Raw genomic sequence first — 23,244 nt, 5'->3', positions numbered from 1 at the left:
ATGGGTCTGTTTTTAGTTTAGAATTTAAAAGTTGCTATTTTTACCATGTGAGGTTAGATGATATCTAATTGCTGTATTTTTTTCCGATAATATTAGAACTAGGAATCTAGTCGGTAGTAAAAAATCTGTGGGCTCTCAGTGGTGAGATTATACTTAGCTTGCGCAGCAAGGTTAGTATAAGACCGAGCTTAGAGATCCATGATTGCGCACGAAGTGCGGAATTATTAGCTCTAAGTCGTGTCCACCACGTTCCAGCGGCCCACAGATTTTTTGCGGACAACGGCATATTTCAACTATATCAGTTATTATTAACGCTACAACCAAATTCGAGTAACAACTTAAATCATTACGCTTAAGATTTTTTATTACGCATTTTTACTAACCTAGTTAATCTTTTAGCATCAATCATTTGATTGAGATATATTCCTAACCAGATAAAGAGGTAGATAATAACGAATCTAAACAGATTAACCCAACTATGCTTGGATAAATTATCAAGCCAGCCATTGTAGGCAGTCATCGATATTACTAACGTTAATGTCACCACAAAATGAATCGCTATTTCTAGCCAAAAATTCCAATCGTATTCGAATATCATCGATATCCATCCAATAAAGAGACTCATCAGCCAAATGCTAATAATATTTTGAGGCGTAACTGTGGTAGTGCCTTGAATAACGAGAATTGCTAAATAAGTTAATGATCCAATCAGAATTCCAATCAGACCATGACGAAAAAGTTTTCTAAGCATCCTTACATCCCCAAACTTTCTTTTAATTGTGGCAAGTACTTGCGACTAACGGTTAATTTCTCATCATTATCCATAAATGCCAGCATGTTACCTGAAAACGATGCTTCCAACGAGCTCAAATGATTCAAATTTATCAGTGCACTTTTAGAAATCTGAATGAAGTCACCATTATTCAGGCGCTGATATATTTCTTTTAACTTTCCCTTTAATTTATGCACCTTAGTCTGTGTATAAACGGTTAATTCATTTTTGTATACTTCAATCGCAATAATCTCATCCAATTGAATCATCACTACACGATCATCTACCGCTAACGGCACAACATCAGTGTGACTATCCAACTTTTCGATTGTCTTCAATAAACTCTGCACATCATCAGAAAAGCTCCGTGCTTCAACGATTACTTTGGCTTTGTCGGTTGGCATATCATCTTTCTGTTGATAATTAATCTCTATTTTCATGAGTTTCCCCGTCAGATTTTATTTAGAACTATGCTCCTATTATATCGGTAAAATCCCAGAATAAAGGCCAATACGATTATAAAAGTTATCCCCATATTCAATGTTTCTGTGGAAAATCCTTTGCCAATGACGACTCCCATAGTTTTTTTGAAATCTAAAATTTTATCCACAGGTAATCCTTTCAGTGAATTGTTTAGTGCTTTACCCATTATTATCTGACGATACATTGCGGCGTTATATGGAGCTGGTGTTAATTTAATCAGAGATTTTGCAAAGTCAGGCATCGCCCCGATGGGGAAATAAACTCCTGCAAAGAAGCCGGCCGCAGTACCAATAATGGTATTAATTTTCCCAAAAGTATCGGCAGTCTTCACAAAGGTAAAGATCAAAAGGTTAATCGCCGACCACAATAAACTGCTTAAGATCATTAATCCCAATAGTTTTAAGAAAATTATTCCATCAAAAATTATCTGGTCCTGAATCATAAAGTAGATCTGCATAATAGCATACATGAAAACTTGCATAATAAATCCAATTATCCAGGCACTCAATAGATACGACAACGTGATTTTTGTATAGGATGTATCGGTCAAAACTAAATCAGCCAATCGATTGCTTTCACGATCACTGACTAAATTGGTCATTGCCCCGCCGGTAGTAGTTATTGCGGTAACCGTCAAAGTTCCGCCAATTAACCAGTAATCCAGTATTTTCTGTGACTCTTTAATGGCAGACCAACTCTGTTCCATGCTTTGTCTTAAAAATACTAAGTACAGTACAAATGAAATCAATGCTCCTAACAGCGAAAAGAATATCTTACTTTTGCTAGAGAAAAACAATCTTAGATTACGTTCAATTAAACTTTTCATTTTATTCAACTTCCCTTCCCGTTAAATTCAAAAAGATATCATCCATATTGCCCCGTCGATAATCAAAGGTAACTATCTGGTCCGCCAACTGATTTAAAATTTTTAAACAGTCCGTTGTCGAAACAAATACAGAAACCTTATCTCCCTCCCATTGAAATTGATAACCGCTTGGCAACTGAACATCTGCGGATTTAACTTGCATCGTTAAGCAATTTTGGGCAAATCTAGCTTGCAAATTTTCCACGGTATCTGAAGCAATAATTTTTCCGTGATCAATAACGTAGACAAAATCAGCTTCCTCGGCTTCTTCCAAATAATGAGTTGTCAAAACTATGGTCAAATTCATTTCTTGGCGTAATTCATTAAGCACTCCCCAAATCAATTCTCGTGTCTGAATGTCCAATCCCGTCGTTGGTTCATCTAAAAACAAGACCTCTGGTTCATGCAATAAAGCTCTGACAATATCTACGCGGCGCTTTTGACCACCGGATAGGGTTTTGTATTTTTGATTAATAATCTTTTGTAGAGAAAACTTTTCAATCCAATAATTTAAATTACGATTTAAATGTTGATATAAACCCTGACGAATCGTTAAATTCTGCTTGACTGTTAAATCATCATCCAGAATACTCTTTTGAAAAACAACACCAATCCTTTGATGGTACTGTTTATCCTGAGGGGTGAATCCATCTAAAGAAATTTGTCCCTGAGTTGCCTGAATAATGCCAATCAACATATTGATCGTAGTTGATTTCCCCGCTCCATTTGGTCCTAAAAAAGCTACTAAGTCACCCTTTTTGATTGATAAATTAATATTATTAACAACTGTCTTATGGTTGAATTTTTTAGTAAGATTTTGAACTTGTAAGAACATGATTTCGACCTCCTTAATTAAGTGAGGTCATTATAACCAGAAAATTTTTCTTGTGGTTTAATTTGTCGATAAGTGGTCATAATTGACTGTTAAGGTGTTTATTTTTGAACACAAAAAACAGGCAAACCATTTTGATTTGCCTGTTTTGTGGTTCTAATTTATTGGTCAATATCTTCAATACCTAAAGTAACACTCTCTTTGGCATTATCAACAGCATCTAAAGCTGCTAGAACAACCATGCTGACAGGTAAGCTTCTGTGTGGCGCATCACTATCAACTGCATCATCGTCACTAACCATTGTAGCTGGTCTTAAAATAACGTGTCTGAAACTACGTTTCTTGATATCTTCTTCAGCGTCACGTTTTGTTTGAATATATCTCTTATTGGCGTTAGGAATGTCATCAACTGAGAAGTAAACAAATACCGGAACCTTGTTCTCTTCTGCCGCGTTGGCAATATTTACAGCACTCTCATAATTAACTTTTTCAAAAGTAAGATTTTCATTAGGGTCTTCACGCCATTCGCCAATTGTATCGATTACTACGTCGGCATCTTTCAAATATTGTGTCCAGAATCCCTTTGATAGAGCATTTCCAATCTTCCAGTCGACCTTACGGTGCCAAGCATCATTACCTACCGGTTCACCAGTTCTAGAAATACTTGTAACTGTATAATCATCTTCCAATAATTGTTGGGCAAATTCGCCGCCCACGAATCCGTTTGCTCCTAAAATAACTGCTTTTTTAGTCATAATTTATCCCTCTTTCAATTAGTCAAAAGTTGATTCGACATCTTTAAAAGTTTCGTCAATTGTATGATAGTCTCTATCGCTTAATTTAATATCTAATGACTTAACATTTTGCTCGATTTGTTCCGGTTTTCTTGCACCTGGAATCACGATTGAAATGTTAGGATTTTGCATATACCAAGCTAAAATTGTTTGAGCAACTGTCGCTTCATATCTATCGGCAATCTTTTCTACGATTTCCAATGAAGTGATGATATCACCAAATCTTTCACGACTGTATTGATTGAACTTATTACTATCGCCGAATCTGTATTTCCCAGTCAATAAGCCCGACGCTAGTGGGAAATACGGAACGAAAGAAATTTTATTTTCTTTCAAATATGGGAATAACTCTGCTTCAGCATCACGATGCAGCAAACTGTAATTATCCTCAACAATATCAACGAGACCATCTTTATTAGCCTCTTTGATCTGATCCAATGAGAAGTTAGATACACCAATTGCTCTGATCTTGCCGGCTTTTTTCAATTCATTCAAAGCTTGAACTGCCTGATCCTTAGGTGTTTTTTCATCTGGAAAATGAATATAAAAAATATCGATATAATCTGTCTTTAATCTCTTTAAAGCTTCATCAACTGCATTCTTTAAAAACTCAGGACTATTATTGATCGTTCCATTACTAGAATCCTGTGCTGCCTTTGTAGCAATAATCAATTTATGACGATCATAATTTTGGATAACATCGCCAATAATTTCTTCAGAACGGCCCAAGCCATACATATAAGCAGTATCCAAAGTAGTAATTCCGCTTTCGATAGCTTCTTTTACTACCGCATAACCGTCTTCATCATTTAAACCCGCAAAAATATTATGGCCGCCAACTTTATTAGTTCCTAAGCCAAGTTTTTTGCTTACTACATCTGTGCTACCAATTTTTACTAAATCAGTCATACGTTCACCTCGCTGTTCTGAAACCGTTACCTTTATAATAGCTCAATTATGCCAAAAAAAATAAGATTACGTCTAATTAGTAATCTTATTTTTGATAAATTTATATTTTAATTTTCTGATGGTAACTCATGTGCCTGACGTTTTTCTTCAATTGATTCACGAACTGCTTCTTCAGTAGCACGTCCACGTTTAGCAAGTTCACCATTTTCAAGTTCTTCTTTAACTTTAGCCAATTCATCGACTTCTTGGTGTGCTTCAGGGTTGTTACGTCTGAAAATAGCCATAACACTGTAAGCAATCTTTTCACCCATAAGAGTAACGAATGAACCTAACAAGATAACAACAATACCAATGATGGTATTGACTTTCATAGCTTCACCTAAAATGATTAAAGCCAAGACTGGAGCCAAGGCTGGTTTAACTAGGAAGATCAATGAAGCTTGAAGAATACCAACCTTTTCCATTGATAGGAAGTACAATCCGAAAGCTACACCAGTAACCAAAACAGAAATGTATAGAATCAATGGCAATGTTTGTAAACTAATTCCCTTGAAGAAAGGAATGTTAACAAATTCAGAATAGTTACTTGGAATATTTTGTGCAATTGGTAAATGACTTAGACCCATCAAGATACCTAGTTCAGTTGAACCGAATAGGAATGATAAGCAAGTCATAGAAAGACCATTTAAACCAATTTTTCCACCATTTACACGTGACATAACACCATAAACACCGAAAAGAATTGATGACAATAATCCTAACATGATACCCATAGCACCGCTTAAATGTAGCGGATTAATAATGATCAAAAGTCCGATCAAAGTTAGAACCAAAGCTAAGACATTAGTTCTAGATAGCTTTTCTTTTAAGAACACGAAACCAATAATCAAACCAAAGATAGGATTAGCACTCAACATAATAGCGATAACAGAAGCAGTGGTCATCCCGATAGATAATTGATACAACGTCATACTCAAAACTACAATAACAAAACCAGTTAGAGCGATACGTCCAAAATCAGATTTGGATAATCTAACACTGTGCTTTCTCATGTACATCAGAGTGAAAGGCAACAATGCCAAACCACCAATTAAGAATCTGACAAAATTCAATTCAATAGGATTAAATTGGCCTCCGGCGATCTTCAAGGCAATTTCCATAGAACTGAATAGAAATGTTGGTATCAATATATAAAAGAAACTCTTTAAATTCAAAACTTAATTTCATCCCCCAATTTTGCAAGTCAATATTCTAAGTGTACTCCTGATTTTGGGGTCTATTTGAATGAAAGTGTTTCCAATCTAAAAAAAGAATGTGCTTAAATTCCCGTCCTCCACAAAAACTGGGAATGTATTGGAACGCTATGGGCACGATTTAAAACTAATTATTTTACACTTCGTGCAAAATAATGGATTTTTAAAGTCGGCCTTATTGTAATCGGCAAAGCCGATAACAATAATTTCATAGCTGAATACATTCCCAGTTTTTGTTCCGGACTAAAGAGTACTTTGCTTATTTATCCAGTATCTTTTCTACAACATACGTATTCAATCATATATATGTGTCTTAAATAACAAATAGAGACTATCGTTTTATTTTCTATAGAGCCAAGGATTCAGTTGGTAGCATCTCGTTACAACCAAACTTAAATAAGAACTGCATTTCTTAATCTACTTATTAATAACATTTCGAGAATAACCTTTACCAGCAGTCAAATCGTACTGAACTAAACGATAATCATGAATGATTTGCTTTTGTTTCTTGGTCAAATTATTAGGCGTAACTTGTTTTTCCTTATTATTAACGTAAAGATTCTCATTTCCACCAACACTATTTCTGGCCATGGCTGGAACGTCTTCTTGCACTTTAGTCAACAAGGCGTAATAAGGTGTAACTTGTTGCTTCATTTGTCTTAAAGCTAATGGAATAAAACCATTTGGATCTGTGACTTCAGTAGCATTGGAAAGTTTCTTTGTACCATAATTATGTTTCAAAGCATAACGGTTACTGTAAACAAAATAATCGGTTGCATGTTGTTGAACGTTATATTGCGACATCTTGTTCCCATCATAAATACCAGGCAAATGATCACCATACCAAACGATTGTAATTGGCTTCTTAAGCTTATCAATCTGATCTAAAAAGTTTTTGGTCGTTTCATCAGTCATATTCAAACCTTTGGCAAAGTTAGCGACTTGTTGTAAATTCTTGCCGGCACCTTTACCACTGGCTTTAAACTGGTTACCAGCATAATTAGTGGTATAGGGCATGTGGTTTTGCATCGTTACAAGATTGATAAACTGACCACCTTTTTCCTTATTAACTTGCCACAAAGCCTCTTTATAGGCGGAATCATCACTGATATATTGGCCACCATCGGCCGTAGCGGTGTAATGAAGGCCAAGATTACCCGAAGTATTGATATTCCTAAAAGTTTGAATAACAAATTTTTGATAGACTGTACTGCGATCATAAAAATTACCGTAATAAGGGTGAATTGCGGCAGTAGTTTTGAAACTGTTGGCTATATTGAGTGGCTGTTTTTGTTTAATAACCAATTGCGTAAAGGGTGAACTCAACGATTTGGAAAATTGATTATAAGCTAGTCCAGTTAAAGTCATATATTCGATATTGGCTGTTCCCCCACCATAACCAGAACTCATCATTAAACCAGAGGTATTATTCTTCTTAACTTGTTTAATATTAGGCATTACTTCCTGATTCATCTTAATATTGGGAACTCGACTAGGATCAGAGAAACTCTCACTCAAAACAAAAATCAACGTTTGTTTTTGTAGATTGTTATTAGGACGATTTTGGTTAATTTTATTTGCTTCGTTACGATATTTTGTAACGATGCGTTGCATAGTTACTTTGTTGTAGTCTGCAGGTTTGCCCATAACGTCGATATGCATATTCGTTAAAAACGTCAACAATGGTCCATTACTATTGGCCGACCAATTAATATTGGCCGCAAAGTCTGAATAACCAGCCTTGTTGAGAACGAAATGATTAAAAGTTCCCTCACGATTAGACGTATAGAAACTACCTAAACTTAAAATTGTTAATAAGACCAGTAGAACTCTAGGTATTGGTCTAAAACGAATAAGATTTTTACCATATTGTTTTTCCAGTACGAAACAAAGAGCCGCTAATACTAAAATTATGGCAATAACCCAAATAATCAAGCTCAACTTAACCATTGATAACAGTTCTTTAATGTTACCCAAAAACATTAAATCACTGGGTAGAATTGGTTCAGAACGATATTGAACTTTCAAATGATCCGCTATGCCATAGATACCAAAAAAGACATAGAAGATTGTTGTAGAAATGAAGAAACGATTGGTTAGGCCATATAGTCCTAAATATACGATCAACAAAACTATGACTGTTATCAGATATACTGGTAGATTATCTTTAAAGACCATCTGAGCACTATATGAAACTGACGATAATTGTGCATAATCTAATAGGTAGCCCATCAAGAAAACTGATAAAACAATAAATAGTCCTTGCCCTAAATATGCAATTTTTTTCTTTTTCATAAAAAAAACATCCCTTTAGTAGATATATAACATTATATTAATAATAACTCATTTATTATTTTAGAAAATAAAAGACAGTTAATAACTCTGCTGAGTTAGTAGCTGTCTTTTTTAATTACCATGGTTCTATGTTTTATAGTGGAAACGAGCTACGCAGGCCTGCTTCGCTCTCTCGCCTTTTACTTATTAATAACGGATTTTGAATAGCCTTTACCGGCGGTCAAATCATATTGAACCATCCGGTAATCATCAACGATTTTTTGTTGCTTCTTCGTTAACTTATCTACACTCTTACTATTTTGATTGACATAGAGATTGTTAGTACCTTCATCAATACTCTTAGCCATCGCTGGTACTTCTTGTTGAACCTTCGTTAATAAAGCATAGTAAGGAGTCACTTTTTGATCCATTTGTTCTAAGGCTAATGGAATGAAACCATTTGGATCAGTTACCTTAGTAGCTTTATTTAATTTAGTCGTCCCTTGACCATGTTCTCTAGCGTACTTATTACTATAAATAAAGTAATCAGTTTGATGTTCTTCAACATTATATTTATAAATATCTACTCCATCATAAATACCTGGTAAATGATCACCATACCAAACAACTGTAATTGGCTTCTTGATGTTATCTAACTCTGCCAAAAAGTTTTTAGTTGAATTGTCAGTAATATTAATGTCTTTAGCAAAATTCTCAATTTGTGTACGAGAAGTATCGCTGACACCTGAACCACTGGCCTTAAATGGATTATTAGTGTAGTTATTGGTGTAAGGCATGTGATTCTGCATCGTGACTAAATTAATAAATTGACCACCCTTAGCCTGATTAATTTGCCATAAAGTATCTTTATAAGCTGATTCATCACTGACATATTCCATTTCTGGCAAGGTATCAGTATATTTCAAAGGTTCAGTTTTGGCAGTATCCAAGTTTCTAAATGATTGAATACCAAAATTTTTATAAACCGAATTACGATTGTAGAAATTACCATGGAACGGATGAATAGCAGCACTTGTCTTGAAACTATTGGCAATATTGATTGGATTATCTTGCTTGTTAACGACCTGCGTATAAGGTGATTGCAGAGAATCCGAGAACTGGTTCATGGCTAGACCTGTTAAAGCCATGTATTCCATATTAGCAGTTCCCCCACCGTAACCGGAACTCATCATCAAACCGGAGGTGGTATTCTGTTTAATATTTTCAATGTTGGGAATTGGATTTTGATTCAATTTCACGCCGGGAACTCGATTAGGGTTCGCAAAACTTTCACTCAGAACAAAAATTAGTGTCTGCTTACTCAAGTTATTGTTAGAACGATCTTCATTAATATCGTCCGCAACACCTTGATACTTTTTAACAATTTTTTCCATACTTTGCTTGCTATAACCTTTAGGCTTGTCCATCACATCGACATACATATTACCTAAGAAGGTCAACATCGGTCCGTTACTGTTAGCCGATTGATTGATATTAGAGGCATAGTTAGTGTATCCTGCCTTGGCTAAAACCTTATTGGTAAAGGAATTATTATCACTAGCCGTGTAAAAACAACCGATACTGACAGCTGCTAAAGCAATAAAAATCAATCTAGTTATGTAACCAAAGCGAAGCATCTTTTTGCCTAAAAACTTTTCAAACAAGATGGCCGCTACAATCAAGAATACTAATAGCACCACGACAATAGTGATTACTTTAGGAGTCACCATCGACAACAAGCCTTTAATATTCTTCAACATACTCAAATCACTAGGTAAAATCGGTTCAGAACGAGACTTAACCTTTAAACGGTCAGCGACTGCGTAAATTGCAAAAAATACGTAGAAAATGGCTGAAGCATAAAAGAAGCGGTTACATATACCATACAAACCTAAATAAATTAAAAATAGAATCAACACCGTTAATAGATAGGTGTTCAAATTACTTTGAAAAACAATCTGTTTGGAGAAAACAATGTCGCCAGTTTGGGCGTAATTCAAAATAAAGCCGACCAAAAAAGCTGATGCAATTATGAAAACAAATTGCACTATCCCCAATATGTTAAATTTCTTTTGCATTTAAAATGTCCTCATTAATATCCCTCAATATAATTACATTATATATTAAACCAAATTACATTTATATCTAGGTTTAACTTGAATTAAATTCAAAAAAAAATTATTCGATATACTTTTTAATCCTTATTTTCATTATAAAACAGTCATAATTTTTAATTTCATTTTTTATTATTTGATTTGGTACTACAGTTGGCACCTAATGCCAACTAAAAAAGTGCAAACTCACTTTCATGAATTTGCACTTTCGTATTCCGTTATTAAATCTACTAAGAATTTTTGCCGAGCCTCATCGGTTGTAACGTTAACTTGTCCAAAATGAATCCAAGTTGTATTAGCGGGATTTAACCCTACATCAGCTAGCGTTCGATTGATGAAAACTGATTGAATCGGATCACCACAATTGTTGATCAAATACTCTTTAGTCGTTGTTGAAGTTGTGACTACGGTAACACGCTTAATATGTGTTAATAAGCCTTTCCAACCGTTACTCTCATCATAAGCAAAGCCACTCAACATTACACGATCAAAAAATCCTTTCAACATAGCTGGCATATTGTGCCACCAAATTGGAAATATAAATAACAATTCGTCAGAATTATTTATTCGACGTTGATATTTCTTTACTAGTTCATCATCTGTTTGTCCCTGACTATAAACTTTCAGCTCCCCAGCTGAAAGAATCGGATCAAATTTATCCGCATACAAGTCGATTACTTGAAATTCTGCATCATTTCGGGAAAAATAGTTCGACAATGTATTTAGAATCTCATGATTAAAACTACTTGCACTCGGATGAGTATAAATAATTGTTTTCATCTCTAAAATCTCCTCATGATTTATTGGTTCCAGTATATTATCTCTGAGGAGATTTTAGTCATCAATTAATACCTAAATTTATTTTCTAATTTGATTTTAATTATCATTGAACTTACCAGCAATTGACATTGTTGGTTGGATATTAATGAAGGCACTTGGATCGACGTCAAGAATTATCTTTTTGGCAAAGAATAATTGATACTTCGTTAAAACCATCGTAATAGAACCGATTTCTTCACCAGAATAGGCACCCTTCAAATGATAATCCAGGGTCAAACCACGATTGAGTGATTTGAGTAATTCTTGAGAAATCTGATCAATTTTGTGCGTATAAACGGTAACGGTAATCTTCTGTTGCTGAATGTACATCTTATCGATAACCATATTTGTAATATAGATAGAAATAATTGTATATAGAGCCAATTCCCAACCAAATGTAAATCCTGCAATCGTGATAATAACAGTATTAACTGCAAAACTAACTTGTCCAACAGTTCTACCAGTACTTCTTTGAACAATCAAAGCGATGATATCTGTTCCACCGGTTGAGAATCCATAACGGAAGCAAAGGCCAATACCTGATCCAGAAAGAATTCCACCAAAAACGGCTGATAATAGTGGATCTTTTGTCAACGGATGTAATGGGATTATTAAAATGAATAACGATGCCGAAACGATGGAAATAATCGACAAGATTGTAAATTTCTTACCTAATTTAAACCAAGCCAAGATTACCAATGGCAGATTCAACAAGGCATACCAGAAATAAACTGGTGTACTCGTTTTTGCAAATTCATTGAGCAAGTTGACGATCAACTGTGCTGCACCAGTGACACCACTGGTATAAAGCTTTGCCGGCTGTAGCAATAATTGAATTCCTAAAGCCGAGGTAATTCCATAGAAAAGAGCTGCAAAGATACTTTTATAATAGTTTTTAACAAATTTCATGAAACTCCCCCTCCTTTTCTGTAAATATATATTCATATTATATGTTATATGAATTATAGCAGACCTAATCCTACTTAAAACAGGTCAAATATATCACTACTGACAAATTTTTTGTATATATTATAATTGAACCAACGATTGGAGGATGTTAATGATGCAAAAAATTGGTTTCATCGGTACTGGCGTCATGGGTAGTGGCGTTATAAACAATCTCTTAAAGGCAGGCTATCCTGTCGATATTTATACACGAACAAAGTCAAAGGCTGAACCACTAATTAACAGTGGCGCAAAATGGTACGCTGATCCTAAAGACGTGGCTGAAAGTGCTGATATCATCTTTTCAATGGTCGGCTTCCCACAAGATGTTGAAGATGTTTATTTCAAAGATAACGGTATTTTTGCCGGCTTATCAACTGGTAAAATTATTGTCGATATGACAACTAGCACACCTACACTAGCTAAGAAAATTGGTAAAAAGGCTGAAACAATTGATGTACAAGCCTTGGATGCACCTGTTTCTGGTGGCGATGTCGGTGCCCGTGATGGTAAATTAACAATTATGGTCGGTGGCTCCAAAGAGGCTTACCAGACACTGCTACCAATTTTTGAAATCATTGGTAAAGCCAATCACTACTTTGGTCCATATGGTGCTGGCCAACATGCTAAAATGGCTAATCAAATTATGATTGCTGGCACAATGACTGGTTTAACGGAAATGTTTGTTTACGCTAAGGCTGCCGGTCTCGATTTACAGTCTGTTTTAGAGACAGTTAGTGGTGGCAGTGGCGATAACTGGAGTCTAGAAAACTACGGACCTCGTATTTTGAAGGGTGATTTCAAACCCGGATTTTACTCCAAACACTTTTTGAAAGACTTACGAATTGCCTTGGATGAAAGTGAAAAAATGAATCTCGACTTACCTGCTACTAAACAGGCCAAAAAATTATATGAAACGCTTGTTGATGAGAAGGACTTAGGCAACGACGGCACTCAAGGTCTCATTAAATTGTGGTGGTAATACTTACAAACTAATAATCTAGAGAAAAGAACCCAATAACTTAGTCAGTTATTAGGTTCTTTATTTTTGATGTCTAAAAATACAAATAGCTAGTTAAATTTGCTTTACTTGCCCGTCCTCCGCAACAAGCTCGATTGGTCTGGAACGCTGTGGACGCTGATTTGAGCCAATTGAAGTTCACAATTGTCTCAAATTCAGGTCTTTTACTAGGTGATAAATCACCAAGTAAAATTTCACGGCTGAGACCAATCGGGCTTGTTACTCCGGACTAATATTCCGTTCTATTGCTCATACACCATTAACTGTTAAATGGCATTTAATCAGATATATCTAGATATATCTGTACTCTCAATTTAAATTTCACGCCTCTCTTAGACCATTACCATTAAAGGAAGAAGATCAGGAACCATCAATACTGCAATATAGTAAATATATAATAGACTCAGAAATTTAGTCGGTAGTAGAAAACCTGTGGGCCCTCAGTGGTGAAGTTCTGGTTAGCTTGCGAAGCAAGGTTACCAGAAGACCGGACTTGGAGATCCGTGATTTTGCACGAAGTGTAAAATCATTAGCTTCAAGCCGCGTCCACCGCATTCCAAGCTCACAGATTTTCTACTACCGACGGCATCCTTACACCACCTACTTTAATTCCGATAAACAACTCATTAACTCCAAATGATGCATGATTGAGAGTTTCTTTACGACTCCTAATCCTGGAAACTTATCTCCTTGACTGTATTTTAGTAGCTCTTCTAATGCAGGGGTTAAATTAAGTCCATTAATATTTTTATCCACCCACATAACCATTTTATTCATAGCTTCAAAGAATTTTTGTTTCTGTCCACGCATGCTTTCATTACTGTCAGAAACAAAATGGTGCACTCGTAAACTGCCGTCTTTAGTTACATAGATAATATGAATAGCAATCGCTCTGGAAAACATTCCTTTATCAAAATAAACATGGCCCAACATTGAATAGTCGCCAAAGCCTTGAAAGTTATCCACCTGTTCATACCACTCGGCAGCTTCAAAAAATTCATCATCTAACTGGCTATAATCTTCTACATGATGATGAAAGGTGAACGGATCAGTTAAACTGGCTGCCTTGTCTTTTACTAAACGATGCATTTTTGCGACATTTGGAATTAATACTCTATCGACATTATTTAAAACGTCAGTATCTTGATATGCTTTCAGCAATTCATAGTTGTTGGCGATCAAAAGTGATTGTTGTTGCGGCAAGGTTTTAACGAAATCACTTCGAAAATCCGCTGCCAAAATTGCACTCGGTACATAAAAATCTAAGTTATACACATCTGGTAGTGGATAAAGTTTTGTATCATTCAATCCATAGACGCTGACCTGCGGATTAGCAATCACACTGAACGGTTGTTTTTTATCGATAAAGATTTGTACCGTCTTTTGTAATTCTTTTGAATCTCGCACTGGTTCAATTATTGGTACGATTTGCGAATTAAACCAATTACCTTCACACAACTCTTTTAAGGCCAATAAATCATACATTCGGCCACGAAAATAAGGATAATAGATCATATCTTATCCTCCAAATTCGGTTCCTTTAACTTTTGTAATTGTAATTTCAATTCTTGATATTCAGCGTTTCTAGCATCTAGTTCATCTTGTAACGCCGTTACGGCATCTGCTTGAAGCTCTTCAATAAAACGATCATATAAATTATGATCTGGATTATAAACGTCATAACCAGCCTTTTGACGCTTCTTTAATTCTTTAAACAGTCGATCCTCAGAGTACAACTGCAAGCCTTTTTCAACTTTCTTAGCCTTATCGACTTCTCTAAATAATGAAGCCACAAAATGGCTAGTTAATTGTTTTTCATCAACTTGTAACTCCTGAAATTGGGCCTTCTTAGCCACTGTTAAAAAGCCTGGAGCCACTAACGTCTGTGGAGATGCTTCCATAGCTTTTTCATCAAAAGGTCGATACATCAATACACCAATGTGGTTAGGAATCTCATCCTTAACTTCTTCAAATAATTCTTGGGGTAATACGAAATAATTGTAATTACCGATAAAAGACAGCTTGGCTTTTGAATGAAAATCCGACTTAGTAACCTTCAATTCGTAACAACGCCACTCAATCTGGCCATCCCTCAATTGTTGATAACTCAAGGTGTCGACAATTCCTTTATCGTCTGGCATTGAGACTTCTTCAACAACGTAAGAACCTTGTTCCTTACAATATTGATAGAGCGTACTCTCTAAATTTTTCGTTAACTTAGTTTTCATCTTGTTCCTTCCAAAAGTTATCCACCGTGCCTGTTAATTGTTGTAACGATGCAATCCGACGATAGTTTTGCCAATGCTGTGGAAAAAGTTTTGTGTACCGCATACTACCAAAACGTTGATCTACTAACATTACGATCCCGTGATCGTGACTACTACGAATCAGACGACCAGCTGCTTGTAAAACGTTATTCATCCCTGGCATCTGATAAGCATACTCAAATCCATGACCATTCTTATCATCATAATAATCTCGAATTAAATTATTTTCAGCACTCAATCCTGGTAAACCGACACTGACAATAGCTACACCGATTAATTTATCGCCTCTTAAATCAATTCCTTCAGAGAAAATACCACCTAAAACGCAGAAACCAACTAGAGTCTCATCTGTCTCGTTATCAAATTGATCCAAAAATTCTTGGCGAGCTGTGTTATCCATTTCACCAGTTTGAGCGATTGTATTAACATGTGGATAACTTTTTTCAAAGTTTGATCTTACTTGTTCTAAATACCCATATGACGGGAAGAAAAAGAGATAATTGCCTTTTTTACCATCAATCAAGGTCTTTAAACTTTTGACGATTTTCTCTTCATTGAATTCACGTTGACGATAAGTGGTCTGAATATACTGCGTTATCAAAATGGCTTGATTATTAATCGGAAACGGTGATGGCAATTGATAGGCTAAGCTATTGTCTTCACCACCTAAAACACTTTGATAATAATCCATTGGCGATAATGTGGCCGAAAACAGAACTGCTCCTAATCCTAGATCCAATGACTGATCAATGAAATGACTCGGATCGAGACATAACTGTTTGACGGTCAAACGCTTATTTTCAATAACAATTCGCGTCTTATAGGCATCGTTATATAACGCACCGATCTTCACAAACGTTAAGCAATCAAAGAAGTAATCTTTAGCGTTATCCAAGAAATCTGAAGGCTGTTGATCCTGCATCCATTCGCCCATAAAGTCATCGAATTTTCCTAAAACTTTTATAAGATCATCCGGTGCATCTGAAGTTATTCTTTCTTCTAAATCATCAACCTGTAACTGCTTCTTGATTTGGTTGAAAACACGGCGAACTTTTTTTAATTGTTTTTGAAAGTCTTTACTAGCCTTAGTCTCGATCTTTTTGGCTGCTTTCAATAATGGGGCAATCTTAAAGTCACTTATTTCTGCAGAATACATTGACCGTGAACGACTGACCAAATTGTGGGCTTCATCGATCAAGAAGAAATTATCCGTATCCTTTTCAACGAAGAATCGTTGTAAATAAACTAGCGGATCGAATAGATAATTGTAATCACAAATAATAACATCACAGAACAATGAAGCGTCGAGGGAAAATTCAAATGGATCAACTGTATGTTTCTTAGCGTATTTTTCCACAACTTCACGGGTAATTGCATCTTCATTCGTCAGCAAATCCGCTAAAGCCGGTTTTAGTCGATCATAATAGCCAATCATATAAGGATCTTTTTCCGGTGGTACATCCTGCTCTTTGAAACGTATTTTATCTTTAGCTGTCAGCGTAATGCTCTTTAGTTGCAGGCCTTTCTTGGACATCAAAGCAATCGTTTCTTCAGCGACTCGGCGAGTACTCTGTTTGGCAGTCAGATAGAATAAACGCTGGATTTTCTCTTCTCCCATCGACTTGATGGCTGGGAATAGAGTAGAGATTGTCTTTCCTGTTCCTGTCGGCGCTTCAACGAATAAACGTTTTTGATAATAAACAGTTTTGTAAACAGCTGCGGCCAATTCATGTTGACCAGCCCGAAAATTATCAAATGGAAAATTCAATTGTTGGATCGATTGATTGCGAGTTTTACGTAATTTAGCTCGTAACACCAGCCAATATTCGTACTCATCAATTAAATTTTGAAAAAACTCATTCAATTCGTCGCGATCAAAAGTTTTATCATCACTAGTAACTGCCTCGGTACTGACTTGAAAATAGGTCAACCGTAAGTTCACATGGTCTAACTTTGGATGTTCTTTTAAAATGATATATCCATAAACTTTGACCTGACCCCAATACAACTCCAAAGTATTGTCACTCAATTCGTCAAAAGGTTGATCAGAAGTTTTAATTTCTTCTATTAAGATGTTTTTATCAGATGTCGTTATTCCATCAGCACGTCCAGAAATGACATACTGATTATCGTTCATTGTAACTTCGGTCTTTAGATAGACTTCGCTTTCGTACTCAGAATTTTTTGAACGTGTTTTTTGTAGTCTACGGTGGATTCGTGAACCGTTTTGAGCTGTATTTTGGCTATTCTTATTTTCCATCAAATCGCCACTACGCAGCACAAACTCAACTAACTGTCGAATTCCAATTTTAGTTGCCATAGACTACCTCCTGTAAATTACTATTTAACATTGTAAAACATACGTTCGATTTTGTCTGTAAATATTTTATAAGGATTCGCTAAATTATTGACCTTTCTCAGCAACTTTTTATAATCAAAAAATAATATAATTAATATCATCAATTTAGTTGAGGATGTATTTCATGCAAATTAGTACCGAGGATATTTTGATTGATTCACTGAACAAACTTTTAGAACGTAAATCGGTTGATAAGATCACTGTAAAAGACATCGTTTCCGAATGTGACTTAACCAGACAAACATTTTACAATCATTTCTCTGATATTTACGCATTAGTGGAATACTCCGCTTGTCAAAATGCTAAAAAATATTTAGATAAGGCCTCCGATTACGACAATTGGCAAGAAGGCTTTTACAATATCATGATCAAAATCAAAGAAAACAAGTCCATTGCACAAAACGTTTACCATTCAATTTATCGTGATCTAATGGAAAAATACATTTATAACGTCCTCTATGGATATATTATTCAGGTTGTTGAAAAACAGGCCGAAGGTATATCCGTTTCACAAAAACACAAGGATTTTATCGCTCATTTCTACAGTCTTGCCTTCATTGCCATTATTTTTGAGTGGATCGGAAACGACATGAAAGATGATCCTAGAGAAATTGTGGATCAGATTGGCGTGTTGGTACATGGCGATTTCAAAAAAGCACTAAATAAGTATGCCAAATAATTTTACAAATTTTCGGAAGTGTAAATAATGTTTACACTTCTATTTTTTTGTCAATTGTTCATCAACTGAGTTTATCTTATCTTGGATGCAAGGACGAAGTTCCTTTTACATTTTTGAAAGAAGGCAACAACAATGAACATTTATAAAACAATGTATCATCCTCATAAACCAGCTGGTATCGATGACCGCAAGGCCAACATTATCGGTGGTGGTATCGCCGGACTAGCTACCGCAGCTTTTCTAATCGACGATGCTAAAATGCCAGCTCGTAATATCACTATTTACGAGAAAAAACCTGTTATGGGTGGTTCAATGGACGGAACTAAAGGTAATGAAGGTTACCTTTGCCGTGCTGAACGTGAACTAGAGCCTTACATGGAATGTCTCTGGTATCTATGCAGTAAGATTCCTTCACTCGAAAATGAAGGTAGAACCGTTCTTGATGATGTCGTTGACTTCAACCGTGACGAACCTATTCATACTGAAGCTAGAGTTATCGTCAACCAAGGAGAAATCGATGGACAATATCATAACTACAAGATGCCTCAACGTTATGTTACCGCTATGGCAAAAATCATTTCTTCTACAGAAGAAGAATTAGCTGACAAACGTATCGATGAGTTTTTCGACAAAGACTTCTTCAAGACTAACTTCTGGACTTGCTTCCACAGTCAATTAGCCTTCAAACATTATCACAGTGCCATTGAATGCCGTCGTTACTGGCAAAGATTTACTTTCATCAACCGTCATGAATATCTTGAAGGATTTATCCATACTAAATATAACGAATATGACGCAATTATTTTACCTATCGAAAGATGGTTGATTGATCATGGAGTTCACTTCGTTAACAACTTCTCTGTTTACGATTTAACTCTTGATGTGAAGAACGACACTGTTCAAGCAATCTTAGCTCATCAAAACGGTCAAGACGTGACTGTCCCTGTCTCAAACAAAGATCTAGTCTTCGTAACTAGTGGTTCTATCAGTGAAAACAGTTGCTTCGGTGACAACAACACCGTTGCTAAAACTAACACTGATACTGAGGACATGGGAACCTTCACAATTTGGAAGAATTTGGCTAAAAAAGATGATAAATTTGGTCATCCTGATAAGTTCTTAGGCAAGATTGACCAAACAAAATGGATCTCATTCTTCCCAACTGTAAAAGGTTATCCTGAATTCTTCAGACGTATCGAAGAGTTATCTGGAAGTAAAGCCGGTACTGGTGGTTTGATGACATTTAAAGATTCCAATTGGGATATGTCATTTGAAATTCACCACAAACCATTCTTCCCATACCAAGCTGATGATGAGGAAGTTGGTTGGGGCTATGGTCTCTACGGCGAAAATGTTGGTAACTACATCAAGAAACGCATGTGGGACTGTACCGGTGATGAAATTATGACTGAACTTCTTTACCACTTGGGTATGCTCGACATCAAAGACGAGGTACTAAAACATACTTACATGTCTACAGCTATGATGCCTTATGCAACTAGCCAATTCATGCCTCGTAAGTTGGGCGACCGTCCTAAGGTTGTTCCTGAAGGATGTACGAACCTAGCATTCTTAGGTCAATTCGTTGAAGTAGACGACGATGTTGTCTTCACCGTTGAAACTTCAGTTAGAACTGGTTTGGAAAGTGTCTACGAACTACTTGATATCGATAAAGATGTCCTTGAAGTTAACCCTTCAAGATTCGATATCAGATACTTGCTAGAAAGAGTTAAACGTTTCAATGGTATCAAAGGCAAGATCACACCTGATATGTTGCCACAGTTAACTCCAGATCAACTCCCTGCTGTGACAGAAGAATTATTACACTATGTAAATAATATCCCACCATATTACACAATGTACTTAGGCCGTGACAAGACCGTTCCACACAAGGAATCAATCTTGCACCCTAAAGCACCACATAGTAAATAAATCTAAAAAAAACGCTAATTCCTAGGAATTGGCGTTTTTGATTTGTCCAACTAAGATTGTCGAACCCACTGTTATTTGTTTTACTTGATTCCAATCAATCAAACTATTATCAACGTTAAAAAGTAACGGTGTCATATTGATAAAGGCTGTGCGTTCTTCCTCAGTAACGTTATACGTCTTTGTAGCGTCGATTTGATCCACCAGCGTACAATGCTCCTCGAAGTAGTCTAAAACCTTCTGATTGGAGTATTTTTCCTGTTTTAGTTGATCCTTAGCTTGCTCTCTAAGTTCTTGAACATGGTATTCGTTCGGAATAACTTTCAAAACGTATCCTGATGGCTGTAAAATTCGATTGAACTCATGATAATTGGCTGGTGAAAAAATATCGATGATTCCATCAATTGTTTGATCCTGAATTGGTAAATGAGCTAAATCGCCTACAAACCATTCTACAGGTGTATTGGGACCCTTAGCTGCTAACTGAATAGAATCTTTGGAAATATCAAAAGCAAAGACATCTTTACTTTCCATTTCCGCAATTTTCTTAGAATAATAACCTTCACCACAGCCGACATCGAGAATACTTTTAATCTTGAGTTGATCCACTAATTTCACAATTTTATCAGCGATGTGATCATACATTCCGTGTTCCAAAATCAAATGTCGGTTTTCAAATGATTCCAAGTCATAATTTTTTTGTTGTTTACTGTTCAAAACGAAGTCGACGAATCCCTTTTTAGAAATATCGAAAGTATGATTTTGATCACAAGTTAAACTATTGCCATTTAAAGTTAATTTTTCACCGCAAAGTGGACACTGAAAAAAATTACTGCTGTTGTTAAATTTTTGAATCTTGTCATTCATTAAAAAGCACCTATTCTTCTGCTTTCGATATCAACTGAGGCATTGCACTATCCAAAAAATTTCGCGCAAAGTCATCGTTATATATCCAAGCGTTAATTTGGTTCTTGGCTAAGATCAATGGCATCCGGTCGTGGATTTGAACCATTGATTCATTGGGTTGAGTCGTAAAAAGAATACTCTGTGGAACGTTATCAAAATAATTATAACAGCCAGCTATAAAAAGTGTTTCAGGGTCATTACTGAAATTGAATTTATATTTCTGCTTTGACTTGTTCCATTCAAAAAATCCCGTTGTTGGATAAACACAACGTCTCTTTTGAAACGAGTCCGCAAACATTTGCTTTTGTTGAACTGTTTCTGAACGTGCGTTAATGAGGGACTGTCCTGTCTTGAACCCTGGAAAGCCCCACTTCATACCGACTACTCGTACCATCTTTTCTCCAGCAACAATCAAAGCTGTTTCATCGGTAGGGAAAACTTCGCCAACTTTGGGATTATAGCCGGCGTCAACTGCTAATTGATAGATTCGTTTTATTTCAGGATTTTTATCTGGTTGAAACATATATCGTCCGCACATAATTTTCCTCCTGCTTGTATCTTTCACTTATTATGCATTAAAAAAAATTCAATTCCAATTCGAATTGAATTTTTTTAGGTTGGATTGATAATTTGCTTTGTTCTATTCGAAAAAACCATGGTTCTTTGCTGAATAGTGGAAACGAGCTACACAAGGGTAACCTCTTCCGGTTTGCTACAGAACTGAAATCATCCGCAAGTTCGGCGGATAATTCCAGTTCTTAGGCAAATCCTCGGAGGCTGGGCACCCTTGCTTCGCTCTCTATATTTGTTTTGCCCAAGAATTTCCAAAGTCTTTTTGTGGTAAGCACAATAAAACTAATAACGCTATATCGCCGACGAATGGAATTATTGGTAACAATACCCACCATCCGCGCATTTTTCTATCATGTAGTCTTCTAATAACGGCTGTAAATACGGAAATCATATAGTATCCCATCGTTATGGCTAGCGCTACGCCTGCTATTGAACTCCAGTAAAAGTCTGTTACTGGCAATTTTATAATTATTAAGGTCAAAATTCCCATGATGATTCCGGATACGATGCTCATTCCTAATAATCCCCACCAGAAATCTTTACGGCTCATTCTTTTTGCACCTACGAATAGATCTTGAAAATATAATTTTGTGGAAGAAATTATTCCTGGATGAAAACTTTCATTCCATACTTGTTCTTTCATTTGCATTTGATTTCTCCTAAATGTGAATACCAATAATGAATCCTAAAATTCCGAAAATGTATGTTAAGACAAAGTATAGCAAGCATCTAACAAATCGATGTTGAAACCATAACTGACTTAACTCCATACTAAAGGTTCCAAATGTTGTGAAGCCTCCACAAAATCCGGTACCTAACAGTAATAATATCGCACCATTATGAATTTGTGCAGTGAAGATTCCTAATAACAAGGCACCAAAGATATTGATCAATAGTGTAATTACTGGAAAATCAACTGGTATTTTGGATTGCAATAAGGTTAACTCATTTCTGATGAAGGCGCCAATGGCAGCACCAAAGCCTACGATTAAAAAATTCATTGTCGTTTTCGACTCCTTACATAATCATTAAATGCCTCACTTGCGGCCCAATAATTACCTAATAGTGCCAACAAAAATCCTCCAACAAGTGTAAATGTCAGATATATCAACAAAAGATGCCATTGTCCATTCTCATATAGTCGATAAGTATCAGCTGTAAATGTTGAAAAAGTTGTATAAGATCCTAATAAACCAGTACTTAATGTCAAAACAACTTGCGATGACAAATTGTACTTATCCTGTAAATAGTGAATCAAGAATGGTAGTAATAATGCCCCACTCAGATTAGCTACTAAGGTCCCCAGTGGAAAACCATCGCTTGTTTTGAAAATCAGACTCTCTGCATAACGCAAATTACTCCCGATAAATGCCCCTATCAAGAGGAGTAAGAATACTTTTCCCTTTTCCTTCATCATAAAAAATCACCTTCAAGAACAAAAAAAGCTTGT

At 35.9% G+C, this 23,244-nt stretch carries 22 protein-coding genes; 3 read left to right on the top strand and 19 right to left on the bottom strand.

Going from position 1 to position 23,244, the window contains the following annotated elements; all coding sequences use genetic code 11:
- Positions 1-352: 352 nt before the first annotated feature.
- The 11 genes from U8526_RS05450 to U8526_RS05400 all read right to left on the bottom strand — a co-directional run bounded on the left by U8526_RS05450 (position 353) and on the right by U8526_RS05400 (position 12,024).
- Positions 353-751, bottom strand: a complete 399-nt coding sequence (locus tag U8526_RS05450; protein WP_334340953.1) for a DUF3021 domain-containing protein — start codon at positions 749-751, stop codon at positions 353-355.
- 2 nt (positions 752-753) lie between these two features.
- Positions 754-1,212, bottom strand: a complete 459-nt coding sequence (locus tag U8526_RS05445) for a LytTR family DNA-binding domain-containing protein (RefSeq protein WP_334340952.1) — start codon at positions 1,210-1,212, stop codon at positions 754-756.
- Between the two features lie 11 nt (positions 1,213-1,223).
- Positions 1,224-2,081: an ABC transporter permease gene (locus tag U8526_RS05440; RefSeq protein WP_334340951.1), complete on the bottom strand. Its 858-nt coding sequence runs from the start codon at positions 2,079-2,081 to the stop codon at positions 1,224-1,226.
- A 1-nt stretch (position 2,082) separates the two neighbouring features.
- Positions 2,083-2,958, bottom strand: coding sequence for an ABC transporter ATP-binding protein (locus tag U8526_RS05435; RefSeq protein WP_334341142.1), 876 nt, complete (start codon positions 2,956-2,958; stop codon positions 2,083-2,085).
- A gap of 155 nt (positions 2,959-3,113) precedes the next feature.
- Complete coding sequence (locus U8526_RS05430) at positions 3,114-3,707, bottom strand: NAD-dependent epimerase/dehydratase family protein (protein ID WP_334340950.1); 594 nt, start codon at positions 3,705-3,707, stop codon at positions 3,114-3,116.
- Between the two features lie 18 nt (positions 3,708-3,725).
- Positions 3,726-4,655 carry an aldo/keto reductase gene (locus U8526_RS05425; RefSeq protein WP_334340949.1) on the bottom strand — a complete coding sequence of 310 codons (930 nt, stop codon included), beginning with the start codon at positions 4,653-4,655 and terminating at the stop codon, positions 3,726-3,728.
- Positions 4,656-4,762: 107 nt separating this feature from the next.
- A complete protein-coding gene (locus U8526_RS05420) occupies positions 4,763-5,869 on the bottom strand; it encodes a DMT family transporter (RefSeq protein WP_334340948.1) in 1,107 nt (368 codons plus the stop codon).
- Positions 5,870-6,325: 456 nt separating this feature from the next.
- The gene (locus tag U8526_RS05415; protein WP_334340947.1) at positions 6,326-8,203 is read right to left on the bottom strand and encodes an LTA synthase family protein; all 1,878 of its coding nucleotides are present in this window, start codon (positions 8,201-8,203) and stop codon (positions 6,326-6,328) included.
- A 179-nt stretch (positions 8,204-8,382) separates the two neighbouring features.
- On the bottom strand, positions 8,383-10,260 hold the full coding sequence (locus tag U8526_RS05410; RefSeq protein ID WP_334340946.1) for an LTA synthase family protein: 1,878 nt from the start codon (positions 10,258-10,260) through the stop codon (positions 8,383-8,385).
- Between the two features lie 228 nt (positions 10,261-10,488).
- Positions 10,489-11,076 (bottom strand): NAD(P)H-dependent oxidoreductase, encoded by a 588-nt coding sequence (locus U8526_RS05405; protein ID WP_334340945.1) that lies wholly within the window; start codon positions 11,074-11,076, stop codon positions 10,489-10,491.
- 96 nt (positions 11,077-11,172) lie between these two features.
- On the bottom strand, positions 11,173-12,024 hold the full coding sequence (locus U8526_RS05400; RefSeq protein WP_334340944.1) for a YitT family protein: 852 nt from the start codon (positions 12,022-12,024) through the stop codon (positions 11,173-11,175).
- 154 nt (positions 12,025-12,178) lie between these two features.
- On the opposite strand from U8526_RS05400, the gene U8526_RS05395 reads away from it, so the two are divergent.
- On the top strand, positions 12,179-13,042 hold the full coding sequence (locus U8526_RS05395) for an NAD(P)-dependent oxidoreductase (RefSeq protein WP_334341141.1): 864 nt from the start codon (positions 12,179-12,181) through the stop codon (positions 13,040-13,042).
- A gap of 639 nt (positions 13,043-13,681) precedes the next feature.
- Here U8526_RS05395 and U8526_RS05390 read toward each other — a convergent pair.
- Genes U8526_RS05390 through U8526_RS05380 form a run of 3 tightly spaced genes read right to left on the bottom strand, consistent with a single transcriptional unit; the run spans position 13,682 to position 17,668 of the window.
- Positions 13,682-14,596, bottom strand: a complete 915-nt coding sequence (locus U8526_RS05390; RefSeq protein WP_334340943.1) for a sce7725 family protein — start codon at positions 14,594-14,596, stop codon at positions 13,682-13,684.
- On the bottom strand, positions 14,593-15,309 hold the full coding sequence (locus tag U8526_RS05385) for a hypothetical protein (protein WP_334340942.1): 717 nt from the start codon (positions 15,307-15,309) through the stop codon (positions 14,593-14,595). The genes U8526_RS05390 and U8526_RS05385 overlap by 4 nt, the downstream gene beginning before the upstream one ends.
- Positions 15,299-17,668 (bottom strand): ATP-dependent DNA helicase, encoded by a 2,370-nt coding sequence (locus U8526_RS05380; RefSeq protein ID WP_334340941.1) that lies wholly within the window; start codon positions 17,666-17,668, stop codon positions 15,299-15,301. The genes U8526_RS05385 and U8526_RS05380 overlap by 11 nt, the downstream gene beginning before the upstream one ends.
- A gap of 163 nt (positions 17,669-17,831) precedes the next feature.
- Here U8526_RS05380 and U8526_RS05375 point away from each other — a divergent pair, with 163 nt between their 5' ends.
- Positions 17,832-18,386: a TetR/AcrR family transcriptional regulator gene (locus tag U8526_RS05375; protein WP_334340940.1), complete on the top strand. Its 555-nt coding sequence runs from the start codon at positions 17,832-17,834 to the stop codon at positions 18,384-18,386.
- Positions 18,387-18,518: 132 nt separating this feature from the next.
- Complete coding sequence (locus tag U8526_RS05370) at positions 18,519-20,318, top strand: oleate hydratase (RefSeq protein ID WP_334340939.1); 1,800 nt, start codon at positions 18,519-18,521, stop codon at positions 20,316-20,318.
- A gap of 21 nt (positions 20,319-20,339) precedes the next feature.
- Here U8526_RS05370 and U8526_RS05365 read toward each other — a convergent pair whose 3' ends face one another.
- From U8526_RS05365 to U8526_RS05345, 5 genes are all read right to left on the bottom strand, one after another.
- The gene (locus U8526_RS05365) at positions 20,340-21,182 is read right to left on the bottom strand and encodes a methyltransferase domain-containing protein (RefSeq protein ID WP_334340938.1); all 843 of its coding nucleotides are present in this window, start codon (positions 21,180-21,182) and stop codon (positions 20,340-20,342) included.
- A 10-nt stretch (positions 21,183-21,192) separates the two neighbouring features.
- Complete coding sequence (locus U8526_RS05360) at positions 21,193-21,759, bottom strand: SOS response-associated peptidase family protein (RefSeq protein ID WP_334340937.1); 567 nt, start codon at positions 21,757-21,759, stop codon at positions 21,193-21,195.
- Between the two features lie 261 nt (positions 21,760-22,020).
- A complete protein-coding gene (locus U8526_RS05355) occupies positions 22,021-22,443 on the bottom strand; it encodes a DUF805 domain-containing protein (RefSeq protein ID WP_334340936.1) in 423 nt (140 codons plus the stop codon).
- A 10-nt stretch (positions 22,444-22,453) separates the two neighbouring features.
- The gene (locus U8526_RS05350) at positions 22,454-22,795 is read right to left on the bottom strand and encodes a fluoride efflux transporter FluC (RefSeq protein ID WP_334340935.1); all 342 of its coding nucleotides are present in this window, start codon (positions 22,793-22,795) and stop codon (positions 22,454-22,456) included.
- Positions 22,792-23,211: a fluoride efflux transporter FluC gene (locus U8526_RS05345; protein WP_334340934.1), complete on the bottom strand. Its 420-nt coding sequence runs from the start codon at positions 23,209-23,211 to the stop codon at positions 22,792-22,794. The genes U8526_RS05350 and U8526_RS05345 overlap by 4 nt, the downstream gene beginning before the upstream one ends.
- Between the last annotated feature and the right edge of the window lie 33 nt (positions 23,212-23,244).

It is taken from the genome of Companilactobacillus sp. HBUAS56275 (assembly GCF_036913655.1).
GTDB classification, from domain to species: domain Bacteria; phylum Bacillota; class Bacilli; order Lactobacillales; family Lactobacillaceae; genus Companilactobacillus; species Companilactobacillus pullicola.
Note: the sequence above shows the minus strand (reverse complement) of the source record. Positions and strands in the feature narration are given on the sequence as shown.

Bases quoted from the DNA above. Each gene is read 5' to 3' on its own strand.
- U8526_RS05450 (WP_334340953.1), bottom strand. From the start codon at position 751: ATGCTTAGAAAACTTTTTCGTCATGGTCTGATTGGAATTCTGATTGGA.
- U8526_RS05445 (WP_334340952.1), bottom strand. From the start codon at position 1,212: ATGAAAATAGAGATTAATTATCAACAGAAAGATGATATGCCAACCGAC.
- U8526_RS05440 (WP_334340951.1), bottom strand. From the start codon at position 2,081: ATGAAAAGTTTAATTGAACGTAATCTAAGATTGTTTTTCTCTAGCAAA.
- U8526_RS05430 (WP_334340950.1), bottom strand. From the start codon at position 3,707: ATGACTAAAAAAGCAGTTATTTTAGGAGCAAACGGATTCGTGGGCGGC.
- U8526_RS05425 (WP_334340949.1), bottom strand. From the start codon at position 4,655: ATGACTGATTTAGTAAAAATTGGTAGCACAGATGTAGTAAGCAAAAAA.
- U8526_RS05415 (WP_334340947.1), bottom strand. From the start codon at position 8,203: ATGAAAAAGAAAAAAATTGCATATTTAGGGCAAGGACTATTTATTGTT.
- U8526_RS05410 (WP_334340946.1), bottom strand. From the start codon at position 10,260: ATGCAAAAGAAATTTAACATATTGGGGATAGTGCAATTTGTTTTCATA.
- U8526_RS05405 (WP_334340945.1), bottom strand. From the start codon at position 11,076: ATGAAAACAATTATTTATACTCATCCGAGTGCAAGTAGTTTTAATCAT.
- U8526_RS05400 (WP_334340944.1), bottom strand. From the start codon at position 12,024: ATGAAATTTGTTAAAAACTATTATAAAAGTATCTTTGCAGCTCTTTTC.
- U8526_RS05395 (WP_334341141.1), top strand. From the start codon at position 12,179: ATGCAAAAAATTGGTTTCATCGGTACTGGCGTCATGGGTAGTGGCGTT.
- U8526_RS05390 (WP_334340943.1), bottom strand. From the start codon at position 14,596: ATGATCTATTATCCTTATTTTCGTGGCCGAATGTATGATTTATTGGCC.
- U8526_RS05385 (WP_334340942.1), bottom strand. From the start codon at position 15,309: ATGAAAACTAAGTTAACGAAAAATTTAGAGAGTACGCTCTATCAATAT.
- U8526_RS05380 (WP_334340941.1), bottom strand. From the start codon at position 17,668: ATGGCAACTAAAATTGGAATTCGACAGTTAGTTGAGTTTGTGCTGCGT.
- U8526_RS05375 (WP_334340940.1), top strand. From the start codon at position 17,832: ATGCAAATTAGTACCGAGGATATTTTGATTGATTCACTGAACAAACTT.
- U8526_RS05370 (WP_334340939.1), top strand. From the start codon at position 18,519: ATGAACATTTATAAAACAATGTATCATCCTCATAAACCAGCTGGTATC.
- U8526_RS05365 (WP_334340938.1), bottom strand. From the start codon at position 21,182: ATGAATGACAAGATTCAAAAATTTAACAACAGCAGTAATTTTTTTCAG.
- U8526_RS05360 (WP_334340937.1), bottom strand. From the start codon at position 21,759: ATGTGCGGACGATATATGTTTCAACCAGATAAAAATCCTGAAATAAAA.
- U8526_RS05355 (WP_334340936.1), bottom strand. From the start codon at position 22,443: ATGCAAATGAAAGAACAAGTATGGAATGAAAGTTTTCATCCAGGAATA.
- U8526_RS05350 (WP_334340935.1), bottom strand. From the start codon at position 22,795: ATGAATTTTTTAATCGTAGGCTTTGGTGCTGCCATTGGCGCCTTCATC.
- U8526_RS05345 (WP_334340934.1), bottom strand. From the start codon at position 23,211: ATGATGAAGGAAAAGGGAAAAGTATTCTTACTCCTCTTGATAGGGGCA.